This window comes from Solwaraspora sp. WMMA2080 (genome assembly GCF_027497395.1).
Classification (GTDB): Bacteria; Actinomycetota; Actinomycetes; order Mycobacteriales; family Micromonosporaceae; genus Micromonospora_E.
The window spans coordinates 6,053,334-6,066,475 of the sequence record NZ_CP114910.1 but is presented as its reverse complement, the minus strand read 5'-3'; the positions used below and the strand labels follow the sequence as shown (position 1 = coordinate 6,066,475).

The following is a 13,142-nucleotide window of genomic DNA, read 5'->3' as shown; positions in this document are numbered from 1 at the left end:
GCCCGGTCACAACGTAGGAATCCAGGATCTCAGGACGTCAGAACCAGCCAGCGAACCAGTTCCAGACGCTGACCACCCATTCGGTCTGCCGCAGATAGGCGAACCCGACGGCGATCAGGTACGCCCCGGTCACCATGTGCGAGGCACGGGCACCGTGCCGGACCCGACCCAGCTGGCGTTCCAGCACCACCCGGCCGATCACCCGGCACAGCGCGAACAGACCCGCCCCGACCAGCATCGTCAGCACGAAGGTCAGCACCGGGCTGGTCAGGTTCCCCCGGGCGGAGATGGCCCAGACCCCCCAACAGACGAAGGCGAACAGGCCACCCAGCACGCTCCACTCGCCACCGCGACGCAGCTGGGCGAGCTGCTGACTCAGCGGTGGCCGGGGCGGCCGGATCCGGCCGTCCGACCAGCCCGGCCCGACCTCCGACGGCCAGCCCGTGCCGGTCGGCTCGTGCGGCGCGGTGAACTCGGCGGTCGGCGGCGGCCCGCCCCGGCCGACCTGCGCCACCCCGCGCCGGAAAAGGCCGGCGACACCCGGTGCCGTCGGCTGGTCCGCGTCGGGTGCCGTCGGCTGGTCCGCGCCCGCTGCACCGGCAGCCGTACGCTGCGGCGGCACCTCCACGGTCCGCTCGGCCCAGGGTGTATGCCGATCTGCCATGTTTCCTCCCCACGGGTGCGGGCGGACCCCCGTACCATCTAGACGCGCACATCCGAGAGTAGCGAGCCGGCAAATGGGTCGCCGACCCCGCCACCGATCGGCTAGACAGAGCAGATGGATGCACCGCTTCCGATCCGGGCCGGCGTGCCGCAGGATTTCAACCCCGTGATGGAGCTGCTGCTGGCGGCCTTCCACCAGAACCCGGACCCGGAGCTGCACGACGTCGAGCAGGGCGTCTTTGAGCCGGACCGGTCACTGGTGGTCACCGACGGTGACCGGGTGGTCGGGCACGCCGGGGCGTACACCAGGGATCTGACCGTGCCCGGCGCGGTGCTGGCCGCCGCCCACGTCACCATGGTCGCGGTCGCCCCGACCCACCGGCGGCGTGGGCTGCTGACCCGGCTGATGCACCGCCAGCTGCGCGAACTACGCGACGGCGGTGAACCGGTCGCGGTGCTGTGGGCCAGCGAGGGCCGCATCTACCCACGGTACGGCTACGGAATGGCCGCGCAGCGGCTGGAACTGGATGTCGACCTGCGGGAGACCCGGGTGCTCGATCCGGCTGACCCGTCCGCTGGCCCTGGCGTCGGGTCGCTGCGCGTCGGCGACCCTGGGCAGCTACGGCCCGACCTGGCAGCGGTGTACGAGCGGCTGCGTCCCGGCCGTCCCGGCTGGTCCGGCCGGGACGGCCGGTGGTGGCGGTACGTGCTGGCCGACAGCCCGGCCCGCCAGTCCGGGCAGACCGCGCTGCGGGTCGTGCTGCACGACGGTCCGACCGGCCCGGACGGCTACGCCCTGTGGCGTACGGTGAGCGACTGGGACGCCCATGGGCCGAAGGGCCGGGTACGGGTGATCGAGGCGGTGGCCGGCAGCGTCGACGGATACCGGGCCCTGTGGCGGTTCCTCACCGGCATCGACCTCAGCCGGGCGCTCTCCTTCCGGTTCGCGGCGCTGGACGAGCCGCTGTTCCAGCTGGTCGACGAGCCCCGGCAACTCGGTGCCGCGCTCGCCGACAGCCTCTGGGTGCGGCTGGTCGACGTCGCGGCGGCGCTGTCCGCCCGCCGGTACGCCACCGGGGTCGACGTGGTCGTCGACGTCACCGATCCGCTGCTGCCGGAGAACTCCGGCCGCTGGCGGCTGACCGGCGACCGGGAACAGGCCCGCTGCGTACCCACCGACGAGCCGGCGGACCTCGCCTGCGGGGTGGCCGACCTGGCGGCGGTGTACCTGGGCGGACCGTCGCTGCGGTCGCTGGCCGACGCCGGTCGGGTACGCGAGCTGCGCCACGGTGCGGTGGCCGAGGCCAACACCGCGTTCGGCTGGGACCGTGCCCCCGCCGGCATCGAGATCTTCTGAGCCGGTCGCGGTACGGTCGGCGGATGGCGGACTTCGAACGGCGCAGGCGACGGCACCGGCACGGCGCCCCCACGGAACGTCCCGACAGCGGACCAGCCAACGCCAGCACCGCCGAGGTACACGACCCGGAGCAGGACGGTACGCCGGAGCCGGACGGCAGGCCCGTACCGGGGCCGCGCCCGCAGTCACCGGGGCCACGTACTCCGGAGCCGTCGCAGCGCGTCCCGGAGCCACCGCCGACGCACCGTCAACGCCGGCAGACGTCGGGCCGTTCAGCCGGTGGCGGGTCCGGCGGCGACGACCGGGACGCCGACCGTGGCCTGCGTGGACTGGTCGGTTCCGGCACCTCACAGGTCAGCATCTCGGCGGCGCTGCGGGCGCGGGACGCGTCCCGCCCCAGCGAGGACGACCTCACCAGGGCCGACGAGACGCTGACCATCGTCCGCCGGCACTGGGTGCCCCGGGAGGAACTGCCCCGCCGGGAGCGGTGAACCGGCCGGTCCCGACGTGACCCACCGGGCACCGAGAGGTGCCGCTGCGGACCAACGGGGTCAGGGCAGCGTTGGCAGCTTGCGGTCGATCTCGTACGCGCCGACCTGGGCGATGCGGCGGGCGTGCCGGTCGTTGCCGGAGAACCCGGTGGCCAGGAACGCCTCCACCAGCGTGGTCGCCTCGTCGAGGGTGTGCTGGCGGGCGCCGATCGCGACGACGTTGGCGTCGTTGTGGGTGCGGGCCAGCTGCGCGGTCTCCAGGTTCCAGGCCAGCGCAGCCCGCACCCCGGGAACCTTGTTGGCGGCGATCTGCTCGCCGTTGCCGGAGCCGCCGATCACCACCCCGAGGCTGCCCGGGTCGGCGACCACCCGGGTTCCCGCGTGCAGGCAGAACGCCGGGTAGTCGTCGTCCGGGTCGAACTCGTGCGGCCCGACGTCGGTCACCTCGTACCCCTGCTTGGCGAGGTGGTTGACCAGATGCACCTTGAGCTCGTAGCCGGCGTGGTCGGCTGCCAGGTAGACGCGCATACCGGCAGTCTCTCAGCGCCGGTCGGTCGGCCGCACAGCCGGGTCAGCCGATCTCACCGGCCGGATCTGCCGGCCCTCGACGGCTCAGCTGATCTCGGCCAGCACCAGACCGCCGCGCGCCTTCGGGGTGAACCAGGTGCTCTTGCGGGGCAGCTTCTGCCGGGCCAGGTTCACCGCGACGAAGTCGTCGACGGTGACCGGGGCGATCAGCACAGCCAGCTCGGCCCGGCCGGCGTCGACCTCGCCGGTCAGCCAACTGGCCGGATAGTCGCCGCCGACGTACGTGATCCGCTTGTCGCCCGGGTCGAGGCCGAGCACACCGCGCAGCAGCACCCGCTCCACCAGGGCGTGGTCGAGGTTGTCCACCCGGTCACCGTCGGTGGTCGGCAGGGTGACCTGGTAGCCGCGTCCGGCCAGGTAGAGCCGCACCGCGCCGCCGGAAGCCGGCACCGTCGGCGCACCGTCGAGCGCGGTCACCGTCGCACCGGCGTCAGTCAGCCCGGCCAGCGTCTCGTCCGGGCTCAGGGTCAGCTCGCTGACCAGCCGGTTGTACGGCTGGATGGCCACCGACGCGGGGGTGGTGACCACGGCCAGGAAGCGGGACAGGCCGCCGGTCTGCGCGGCCAGACTGCGATGGTTGCCGTCCGCGACGACCAGCTCACCGCCGCCGGCCAGCGCGCAGAGCCGCTGCTGCAGCTCTCCCGGACCGACCGGCCAGATCGCGTGGGTTCGGCCGGCCTGGTCCAGATCGGTCGCGGCCGGCGCGCCGGCGGCCTCGGTCGCTGCGGCGAGCGCGGCGTGCAGTTCGTCGCCGCGCCCGGTCTGCAGCAGCAGCACCGGCGACAGCAGATGTCCGACCGCTTCGGCGAGCGCGACCCGCTCCCGGACCTTGGCGATGAACACGTCCTCGTTGCGGATCACCAGACCCGGTTCGTCGGCGCTGGTGGAGATCTGATCGGTGTCGACCATCACGAACAGGCCGTACGCCGCCGCGTCGCTGGCCGGCTCGGTGATCCGGTAGAGCACGGCGACCTGCTCGGCCGGCGTGTAGCTGCCGTCGGCCCGGGCCTCACCGAGCCGCCCGGCGGCCGCCGGCAGGCAGTCGAGGAACGACCGGCCGAGGCTGTCCGGCGCCCGGTGCGGCATCTCCACCGCCAGCGCGCTACGGGGATTCGCCTCGATGATCGCGGTGATCTCGGCGTCGTCGGCGAACTCGTCGTAGTTCTGCGCGCCGGTCTCGCCGGTGGTGATCCAGGCGCGGGAAATCGGGTGAACGACCGTCATGGCGCGGACGCTACCGGCGGGGTCCGCTGTGACGACCGATACATCGGCCGTTTCCACCGGATGGACAACAGCCCGGTCGCCGGACCAGCGTGACGGACAGCGGCCCGGTTGCCCGGGCCGCTGTCGACGGCGGTGGCCGCAGTGACCGGCCGGACCGGATCATCCGACCGGAGTCGGGCGCCGGTGCCGGCCGCCGCCGGTCCGGGCCGCCGGGACCGCGCCGACCGTCGACGCCGGCAGCCCCGACGGTACGGCGACCGGCACCCGCTCCGTGTCGTGGACCGACGGTTCCCGCCGGTGCCGGCTGCCGTCACTCGCCACGCCCCAGACCCGGGCCGCGATCGCCTCGCGCAGCACGGGCAGATCCCAGTAGTCGGAGTCGATGTCGACCAGCATGTTGACCTCCGATGCGTCGGTGTGACCCGGTTTCCTGCCGGGCCGGCGGGGTGAACATCCTGGGCAACGACGTGGCCTGGGACGCGTCACGTGCGCCGCGCAGCGACACGCCGGGCGACATGGAACTCGTCACCGACACCGACGAACTGGTCAGTCGAACGTGGGATCCACCTCGCGGGACCGCTTCAGCTCGTAGAATCCCGGCGTCCCGGCGACCAGCAGCACACCGTCCCAGAGCCGGCCGGCGGCATCCCCGCGCGGTACCGGGGTGATCACCGGGCCGAAGAACGCGACCGGGCCGGCACCCTCCGGGCCCGGGGCGTGGATCACCGGCGTACCGACGTCCATCCCGACCGGGGCCATCCCGGCGGCGTGGCTGGCCCGCAGCGGGCCGTCCCAGGCCGGATCGTCGGCGGCGGCGGCCAGCGCCGGGTCCAGCCCGGCCTCGGTCAACGCGGCGGTGTAGAGCTCGGGTCCGGTCGGCTGCTTCTCCAGGTGGATCCGGTTGCCCAGCGCGGTGTAGAGGGCCCGTACCGCAGCGTCGTCGAGGTCCTGCTGGACCGCGACGGCGACCCGGACCGCCCCCCAGGCGCGGTCGAGGAAGTCGCGGTAGTTCTCCGGCAGGTCACGGCCCTCGTTGAGGACGGCCAGGCTCATCACCCGGAACCGGACGTCGACCGGCCTGACCTGTTCGACCTCCAACAACCAACGCGAGGTGATCCAGGCCCACGGGCACATCGGATCGAAGTACATGTCCACGGTCTGACGGTCGGACATCAGACTCCCCTTCTTCTTTGTCCGGCGGCTGTCCGCCGCCATTGTCCGGGTCACCTCGCCAGACGGCGCCCCAACCCAGCAAGTCCAGGATCTGGGCCGGCCTCGCCAGGCCCCCACGACGTGAAAGACTTGGCCGAACGGGGTCATTCCCAGCTGTCCCCGACGCCGCCGACGTCGACGTCGGCGGTTGAACGATTGGACGGAGGCACACGGTGGCTGGAGTGCGCAATCTGACCCAGGTCGAGGCGGCCGAACGCGCCCGCCTGCTCGACGTGACCGGGTATGACATCCACCTCGACCTGTCCGGCGCCGGCAGCGCCGCGGACAGCCGGGTGTTCCGTTCGACAACAACGGTCACCTTCCGCTGCACCGAGCCTGGAGCAGGCACGTTCATCGAGGTCGCGGCGGACCAACTGCACTCGGCGACGCTGAACGGCCAGCGGCTCGACCCGTCCGGCTGGTCCGCCGAGTCCGGGCTGGCCCTGCCGGGCCTGGCCGCGGAGAACACGCTGGTCGTCGAGGCCGAGTTCATCTACTCGGCCAGCGGGCAGGGGCTGCACCGCAGCGTCGACCCGGTCGATGGCGAGACGTACCTGTACAGCCAGTTCGAGACCGCGGACGCGCAGCGGGTGTTCGCCTGCTTCGACCAGCCCGACCTGAAGAGCGTCTACACCTGGCACGCTGTCGTGCCGGCCCACTGGCGGGTCATCTCGAACATGCCGGTGGCCACCGAGGAGCCGGCCGGGCCGGACACCAAGACCGTCCACTTCGCCGAGTCGGCGCGGATGAGCACCTACATCACCGCGCTGTGCGCCGGCCCGTACCACGAGGTGCGACGCAGCCACGACGGCGTCGACCTGGGCTACTTCTGCCGGGCCAGCATGGCCGAGCACCTCGACGTCGACGACCTGCACCTGATCACCGCGCAGGGTTTCGACTTCTTCCAGGCCCAGTTCGGGGTCCGCTACCCGCTGCCCAAGTACGACCAGATCTGGGTGCCGGACTTCAACGCCGGTGCGATGGAGAACTTCGGCGCGGTCACCCACGCCGAGGCGCACTACATCTTCCGTTCCCAGGTGACCGATTTCGAGTACGAGCAGCGGGCCAACACCGTGCTGCACGAGCTTGCCCACATGTGGTTCGGCAACCTGGTGACCATGCGCTGGTGGAACGACCTGTGGTTGAACGAGTCGTTCGCCGAATGGGCCAGCCACTGGTGCAACTCGGAGGCGACCCGGTTCACCGACGCCTGGACCACCTTCCTGTCGGTCCGCAAGAACTGGGGCTACCGGCAGGACCAGCTCTCCTCCACCCATCCGGTCTACTGCGAGATGCCGGACCTGGAGGCGGTCGAGGTCAACTTCGACGGCATCACGTACGCCAAGGGCGCCAGCGTGCTCAAGCAGCTCGTCGCGTACGTCGGTCTGGAGCCCTTCCTCGCCGGTCTGCGCACCTATTTCCAGCGGCACGCCTGGGGCAACGCCACCTTCGACGACCTGCTCTCCGAGCTGGAGGCCGCCTCCGGCCGGGAGCTGCGCAAATTCGCCGCCCAGTGGTTGGAGACCGCCCAGGTCAACACGCTGCGGCCGGAGCTGTCGGTCGGCCCGGACGGCACCTACCAGCAGGTCACGGTGCTTCAGGAGGCACCGGCCGGGCACCCGACGCTGCGTACCCACCGGATCGGGGTCGGCCTCTACGACCTGACCGCCGGCCGGCTGGTCCGCCGGCACCGGGTCGAGGTCGACATCAGCGGTGAGCGCACCGAGCTGACCGGGCTGACCGGGCTGCCCGCCGCCGACGTGCTGCTGCTCAACGACGACGACCTGAGCTACACCAAGCTACGGCTCGACCCGGCGTCGATGGCCAACGTGGTGCAGCACATCAGCGCGTTCGAGTCGTCGCTGGCGCGGGCGCTGTGCTGGGCGGCGGCCTGGGACATGGTCCGGGACGGGGAGCTCGCCGCACGCGACTACGTCGCCCTGGTGCTCACCGGGCTGCCCAACGAGACCGACATCAACCTGGTGACCGCGACCCTGCGGCAGGCCACCAACACCCTGACGTTCTACGCCGAGCCGGGCTGGGCGGCGCAGGGCTGGGCCGACCTGGCCCGTACCGCCCGGACCGCGCTGCAGGCGGCGGAGCCCGGCAGCGGCTTCCAGCTGGCCTGGGCGCGCAGCTACGCCACGGCGGCCCGCTCCGACGGCGACCTGGCGGTGCTGCGTGGCTGGCTCGACGGGGCAGACGTGGTGCCGGGGCTGACCATCGACACCGAGCTGCGCTGGACGGTGCTGCAGTCGCTGGCCGCCAACGGTGCCGCCACCGGCGAGCAGATCGACGCGGAGCTGGCCCGGGACCGGACCGCCAGCGGTGAGCGGGAGGCGGCGCTGGCCCGCGCCCTGCTGCCGGACCCGGCCAACAAGGCCGCCGTCTGGGCCAAGCTGACCGGGCCGGACAGCCTGCCGAACTGGCAGCACCGGGCGTTGCTGCAAGGCTTCCAGCACTCGACGCAGGTGGAGCTGACCGAGCCGTACCGGACGGCGTACTTCGACGTGGTGGGCCGGATCTGGGCCACCCGGGACAGCGAGCCGGCGCAGGAGTTCGTCACGCTCGCATACCCGGCGTACCTGGTCTCCGAGGAGACCGTCGCGGCAACGGACGAATGGCTGGCCGGCGACGGTCACCCGGCTCCGCTGCGCCGGCTGGTCGCTGAGGGCCGCGACGGGGTGGTCCGGGCGTTGACCGCACGGGCGACCGACACGGCCGCCGCCCGCTGAGTGACTCCCGCGCCAGCCGCCATCGAGGTGAGGCTGAGACACCCTAAGACGCAGATTCAAGGTGTCTCAGCCTCACCTCGACGCGGCTCTCCGGTCCCCCGGCTCAGCCGACGCGCAGGGCGGCGGCCATGGGTGGCTGGTCTGGTGGTGCGCCGCCCCGGCGCATCGCCCACAGCGGCGGGCCGCCGGCCGGCAGGTGCGCGACCCGTACGATCCGGTAGCCGTGGCGCAGGTAGAAGGCCTGGGAGCGTGGGCTGCTCGCCTCTACCACCGCCGGCATGCCAGATGGTGGTGCCGGCCAGTCGCTTCCAGGCGGCCGGAGGTGAGCGTGTAGTGCGCGTACGGGCCGTGCCGGTCACCGCAGGCCCGCAATCTGCGCCGCTGATGCTCCGCACCGAGCAGCCGGTCGAACGGGTGCGGATACCAGATCGCCACCGGCGTCGCAGTGGCCGACGACGTCGACGATGCCATGCCGGACGCCGAACTCCACCTCGGCGGAGAAGAACCGGTGCATCGTCAGATACCGCAGCGCGTGATCATTGATCAGCCAGGACACCACCGGATCCAGCACACACGACTGCGCCAACAACTCGGCCAGGGGTTCGACGTCGGCGGCCGTGGCGGCCCGTACGGTCAGCATGGCCGCCACGTCCACACCAGGAACCGGTCGAACAACTCCGTCGCCGTGACGTCGGGCAGGTCGAACGCCGCCCCGGTCATCCGCTCGACCACTTGACAACCGCACCCGCCCAGCTCCCGCAGTTGTTCCATCACCGCGACCACCGGCCCCGGTTGACCCGGGTAGCATCCACCGCCGCCCGACCCACAGCGGCAGCCGAACCGGCACCGACCGCACCAGTCAGACTGGACGGCCCGGTCGGGCTGAACCGCATCGAATGCCGAGGTGCGCACTCCGGACACCGCAAGATCTGCCCGCACCTCGGACACCACCGCTGCTTCAACCGGAACGTGAAGAAGCCGACACACCACCCACCCAGCGCCGCCAACACGACTCCCACCAAGGTCAACACTCCTGGAGGACTTCCCGAAAGGGGTCCGCCGATCCGGAACCGAGCCCTGTCGATGTAACGTGGCGTGCCCGGCCGGACGTGGGCCGGGCTGCATGCAGCGGCGACCAACCAGAAGCGAGGAAGCTTGGACGCAGTGTCACCCCGCCGGGCCGGGAGTACCGGTCGAGCTTGATGCCAGAGATGCATCAAGATGCACCTGCGGCATCACGTCCCCGGAAGGCCATCGGGTCCCCCGAAGCAAGCCCGAGCGCGTCGCTGGCTGCCGGCCGTACCTCCGCGTGCGGCGGCTCAGCCGCAGTGGGTGATCCGGGGCGGTTCGGCGGACGCGAAGCGCGAACCTGGCCGACGCTGAGGGCATGCGTGCCATCCAACTCACCGCGCCCGGCACCCTCGAACTCGTCGACGTGCCGACACCGGAGCCCGGCCCCGGCGAGATCCTGCTGGCCACGGCGGCGGTCGGCGCCTGTCACTCGGACCTGCACATCCTCGACGCGCCCGCCGGGGTCTTCCCGACCCCGATGACAATCGGCCACGAGATCGCCGGCCGGGTCGCCCAGCTCGGTCCGGGGGTCACCGGATGGGCCGAAGGGGACACCGCGGCGGTGTACGGGATCATCGGCTGCGGGCGCTGCCGGGCCTGCCTGCGCGGGCTGGAGAACCAGTGCCGCACCGTAACGGTCGGCGGGGTCGGCATCAGCCGCGACGGCGGGCTCGCCGACCACGTGGTGGTGCCGGCGGACCGGCTGCTGCCGCTGCACGGGCTGGATCCGGTGCAGGCGGCACCACTGACCGACGCTGGGCTCACCCCGTACCACGCGATCTCCCTCAGCCGGGACGCGCTGCGGCCCGGCACCCACGCGGTGGTGATCGGTGTCGGCGGCCTCGGCCACATGGCGGTGCAGATCCTGGCGGTGACCACCGCCGTCACGATCATCGCGGTGGACACCAGCGACGCCGCGCTGCGGCTGGCCAAACGGATGGGCGCACACCACACCGTGCAGGCCGGTCCGGCGGCGGTCGACCAGATCCGTGAGCTCACCGGCCCGGCCCCGGACGGCGCCGACGTGGTGCTCGACTTCGTCTGCGTGGACGCCACCCTGGACACCGCCCGGCAGGTGGTGTCCACCGGCGGTCACCTGACGATGGTCGGCCTGGGCGGCGGCACGCTGCGGATCGCGGCGACCGTCGAAGGCCCGCCGCCGGTGCCGATGGAGACCAGCGCGGTCATCCCGTTCTGGGGCACCCTCGCCGAGCTGTCCGAGGTGATCGCCCTCGGTCGCCAGGGTCTGCTCCGCGCCGAGGTGCAGACCTTCCCGCTGGCCGAGGCGGTGCAGGCGTACCAGCAGTTGCGGGACGGGAAGATCCACGGCCGCGCCGTGCTGGTCCCCTGACCAGGCGACGGTGACTGGGAGATCCGGTAAGGCCGGGTCCGTCAGGCGCGGCCGGCCCGGGACGCCAGCTGGTCGATCCCGCTGACCAGGCCGCCGGCGAGGTCACCGCCGCCGAAAGACGCCACCATGGACAGCGCGGCGAGCTTCGCGTCCCGGTCCGGGATCCGCTTACGGGCCTCGGCGCCGGTAACGACCTCCAGCACCCGCTGATTCGGCGACACGGCGATGAGCACCGCGTCGTCCGGGTCGGTGAGCTGCCGGTGCAGCGTCACCGCGTACTCCCGGGTCGGCTCCTCCAGCTCGCCGACGTAGATGCTGAACGCCAGTCCGGTGGCCGAGTCGGCCAGCCGCAACGCCTCGTCGAGCCGGAGCAGCTGCCGGGTGCCGAACGGCCCCGGCAGGGTAGCGCTCGTCCGGGTGGACTCGCTGGACTGCTCGTGGGCCTGCTCACCAACGGTCACTTGCGCCTCCCGTCGCGCCCGGACGCGGCTGCCCGCCGCCGAGGTTGGTCGACTCGATCGCCGTCGGCTCGGTGCCGGCCGGCAGCGCCGCCGCCGGGGTCCCGGTCGACCGGTCGCCTGACGAGACGTACCAGACCGGGCTGAAGTCGAACTGCCGGCCGGGCCGGTAGCGGCGGTCCGCGCCGCCACGCCCGCCGATCATCGCCAGACCGGCCACCACGAGCACGATGACCGCCGGGATCACGACGAAGAAGAGCACCGTGTTGGTAACAGACAATCTCAACGCCCCCCGGCATCGGTTCAAGGGACTCAGCGGATGTCTGGAGTGGTGGACCTGGCCACACCGCCAGCCCGTTCCGGCTCAGACGCCTTCACGGTAGCGGAGGGCCCGGCCCGCCAGATCTCCGGGTGCCGACCGGGCCAGCCGGTCCGCTCCTCCAGCTGAGCGGCCGCGGCCAGTACGGTGGCGTCCGCGCCACCGCGGCCGGTCAGCAGAACCCCCACCGGCTGCCCGGCCGTACTCTGCGCCACCGGGACGGACACCGACGGTTGCCCAGTGACGTTGAACACCGCACAGTACGGCGAGAAGCGCCGCTGCCGGTCGAAGTCCTCGGCCGGGTCACCCGTTTCGGTGAACCAGCCGACCGGGGCCTGCGGAGCGCTCAACGTCGGGCACAGCAGCAGGTCCAGCCCGACCACCGCGTGCATCGCCCGGCGTACCTGGACCTGCAGCTCGGCCAGGGTGGCGACCAGCGTCGCGGCGCTGATCGCGTTGCCCCGGCGGCGTAGCAGCCGGGTCAACGGCAGCAGCCGCGCCTCTCGTTCCGGTGGCACCGGGGCCAGCGCGAGCACGTACCAGACGGTCTCGAACAGCGGCCACAGGTCCGGGCCGAGCGGCGCCGGGACGTCGACCACCTCGTGGCCGGCGTCGGCGAGCAGCGCGGCCGCCGTGTCCACCGCTGCCAGGCAGTCCGGATGCACCGGTTCGTCGGCGAGCATCGGGGTGGTGAACCGGCCGATCCGCAGCCGGCCGGGGTCCGCGCGACGGGCCGCCGCCAGATAGCCGCCGGGCGGCGGTGGCGGTGCCAGGTACGGCTCACCGGGCACCGGCACCGCGATCGCGTCGAGCATCGCGGCAGCGTCGGCGACGGTCCGGGCGATCGGTCCGTGGCTGGGCAGACCGAACCCGCCGGCACCGAGCGGGCCGCCGGAGACGACCCCCCGGGTGGGCTTGTAGCCGACCAAACCGCAGAGGGCGGCCGGGATTCGGCACGAACCGCCGCCGTCCGAGCCCTGCGCGAACGGCACCAGCCCGGCGGCCACCGCCGCCGCCGCTCCCCCGCTGGAGCCGCCGGCGGTGCATGCCAGGTCCCACGGGTTACGCGCCGGCGGCGCCACCTCCCCTTCGGTGTAGAGCGAACAGCCCAGCTCGGCGGCGGTGGTCTTGCCGAGGCTGACGGTGCCGGCGGCACGCAGCAGGCGGACCACGTCCGCGTCGACGCTCGGCACGTAGTCGGCGAACGCCGCCGAGCCGAAGGTGGTCCGGACCCCGGCCGTGAGGGTGAGGTCCTTGATCGCCACCGGTACGCCGTACAGCGGGCCGGGGTGCTGCCGGGACCGGATGCCGGGCGCGACCCGGCCGAGGGCGAGGGCCTGTTCCCGGGCGTGCTCCGCGGTGACCGTGACGAACGCCCCCACCGTGTCCGAGTGGGCGTCGATCCGGGCCAGGTAGTGCTCGACGATCTCAATGCCACTCAACTCGCCCCGGCGGATCGCGACGGCCTGCTCCAACGCGGTCAGATCATGGATCTGCGACATTGACCGATCCTGGCAGGTCACCCGTTGACGCGTCATCCCGGTGCGGGATCACCCGGAGGTGGGAGGCATAGCCGGCACCGGGACGGGAAGTCGGGCCAGCAGGCTCCGAACGTCGGTGCGGCACACCGGTCGCGCCGACGGTGCCGGCACGGCCGGGCCGGCCGCAGCGGC

General features: G+C 72.5%; 15 protein-coding genes. 4 read left to right on the top strand and 11 right to left on the bottom strand.

Annotation, left to right across the window (positions count from 1 at the left end):
- Positions 1-37: 37 nt before the first annotated feature.
- Positions 38-664 (bottom strand): hypothetical protein, encoded by a 627-nt coding sequence (locus O7543_RS27810; RefSeq protein ID WP_281551152.1) that lies wholly within the window; start codon positions 662-664, stop codon positions 38-40.
- 114 nt (positions 665-778) lie between these two features.
- Between O7543_RS27810 and O7543_RS27805 the strand changes: the two genes are divergently transcribed.
- Together O7543_RS27805 and O7543_RS27800 are read left to right on the top strand one after the other, a co-directional pair.
- Positions 779-2,020, top strand: a complete 1,242-nt coding sequence (locus O7543_RS27805) for a GNAT family N-acetyltransferase (RefSeq protein ID WP_281551153.1) — start codon at positions 779-781, stop codon at positions 2,018-2,020.
- A gap of 23 nt (positions 2,021-2,043) precedes the next feature.
- Positions 2,044-2,511, top strand: coding sequence for a hypothetical protein (locus tag O7543_RS27800; RefSeq protein ID WP_281551154.1), 468 nt, complete (start codon positions 2,044-2,046; stop codon positions 2,509-2,511).
- Positions 2,512-2,571: 60 nt separating this feature from the next.
- Here the strand turns inward: O7543_RS27800 and O7543_RS27795 are convergent, their stop codons facing one another.
- The 4 genes from O7543_RS27795 to O7543_RS27780 form a co-directional block, all read right to left on the bottom strand.
- The gene (locus O7543_RS27795) at positions 2,572-3,039 is read right to left on the bottom strand and encodes a ribose-5-phosphate isomerase (RefSeq protein WP_281551155.1); all 468 of its coding nucleotides are present in this window, start codon (positions 3,037-3,039) and stop codon (positions 2,572-2,574) included.
- Positions 3,040-3,123: 84 nt separating this feature from the next.
- Complete coding sequence (locus tag O7543_RS27790; RefSeq protein ID WP_281551156.1) at positions 3,124-4,323, bottom strand: DUF1015 family protein; 1,200 nt, start codon at positions 4,321-4,323, stop codon at positions 3,124-3,126.
- 159 nt (positions 4,324-4,482) lie between these two features.
- On the bottom strand, positions 4,483-4,719 hold the full coding sequence (locus O7543_RS27785) for a hypothetical protein (RefSeq protein WP_281551157.1): 237 nt from the start codon (positions 4,717-4,719) through the stop codon (positions 4,483-4,485).
- Positions 4,720-4,869: 150 nt separating this feature from the next.
- The gene (locus O7543_RS27780; RefSeq protein WP_281551158.1) at positions 4,870-5,496 is read right to left on the bottom strand and encodes a DsbA family protein; all 627 of its coding nucleotides are present in this window, start codon (positions 5,494-5,496) and stop codon (positions 4,870-4,872) included.
- A 221-nt stretch (positions 5,497-5,717) separates the two neighbouring features.
- On the opposite strand from O7543_RS27780, the gene pepN reads away from it, so the two are divergent.
- Positions 5,718-8,270, top strand: a complete 2,553-nt coding sequence (gene pepN, locus O7543_RS27775) for an aminopeptidase N (protein ID WP_281551159.1) — start codon at positions 5,718-5,720, stop codon at positions 8,268-8,270.
- A gap of 103 nt (positions 8,271-8,373) precedes the next feature.
- Here pepN and O7543_RS27770 read toward each other — a convergent pair whose 3' ends face one another.
- The 3 genes from O7543_RS27770 to O7543_RS27760 form a co-directional block, all read right to left on the bottom strand.
- Positions 8,374-8,550: a hypothetical protein gene (locus tag O7543_RS27770; protein ID WP_281551160.1), complete on the bottom strand. Its 177-nt coding sequence runs from the start codon at positions 8,548-8,550 to the stop codon at positions 8,374-8,376.
- Between the two features lie 75 nt (positions 8,551-8,625).
- Positions 8,626-8,919, bottom strand: coding sequence for a hypothetical protein (locus O7543_RS27765; RefSeq protein WP_281567292.1), 294 nt, complete (start codon positions 8,917-8,919; stop codon positions 8,626-8,628).
- Positions 8,904-9,044: a hypothetical protein gene (locus O7543_RS27760; RefSeq protein WP_281551162.1), complete on the bottom strand. Its 141-nt coding sequence runs from the start codon at positions 9,042-9,044 to the stop codon at positions 8,904-8,906. Before O7543_RS27760 ends, O7543_RS27765 begins: the two co-directional genes overlap by 16 nt.
- Positions 9,045-9,657: 613 nt before the next feature.
- Here O7543_RS27760 and O7543_RS27755 point away from each other — a divergent pair.
- A complete protein-coding gene (locus O7543_RS27755; RefSeq protein ID WP_281551163.1) occupies positions 9,658-10,692 on the top strand; it encodes an NAD(P)-dependent alcohol dehydrogenase in 1,035 nt (344 codons plus the stop codon).
- 41 nt (positions 10,693-10,733) lie between these two features.
- Here the strand turns inward: O7543_RS27755 and O7543_RS27750 are convergent, their stop codons facing one another.
- From O7543_RS27750 to O7543_RS27740, 3 genes are read right to left on the bottom strand one after another with little or no spacing between them, the layout of a single operon-like run.
- Positions 10,734-11,153, bottom strand: coding sequence for a DUF5130 family protein (locus O7543_RS27750; RefSeq protein WP_278170924.1), 420 nt, complete (start codon positions 11,151-11,153; stop codon positions 10,734-10,736).
- Positions 11,140-11,412 (bottom strand): hypothetical protein, encoded by a 273-nt coding sequence (locus O7543_RS27745; RefSeq protein ID WP_278174593.1) that lies wholly within the window; start codon positions 11,410-11,412, stop codon positions 11,140-11,142. Before O7543_RS27745 ends, O7543_RS27750 begins: the two co-directional genes overlap by 14 nt.
- A 50-nt stretch (positions 11,413-11,462) precedes the next feature.
- On the bottom strand, positions 11,463-12,971 hold the full coding sequence (locus O7543_RS27740; RefSeq protein ID WP_281551164.1) for an amidase: 1,509 nt from the start codon (positions 12,969-12,971) through the stop codon (positions 11,463-11,465).
- Between the last annotated feature and the right edge of the window lie 171 nt (positions 12,972-13,142).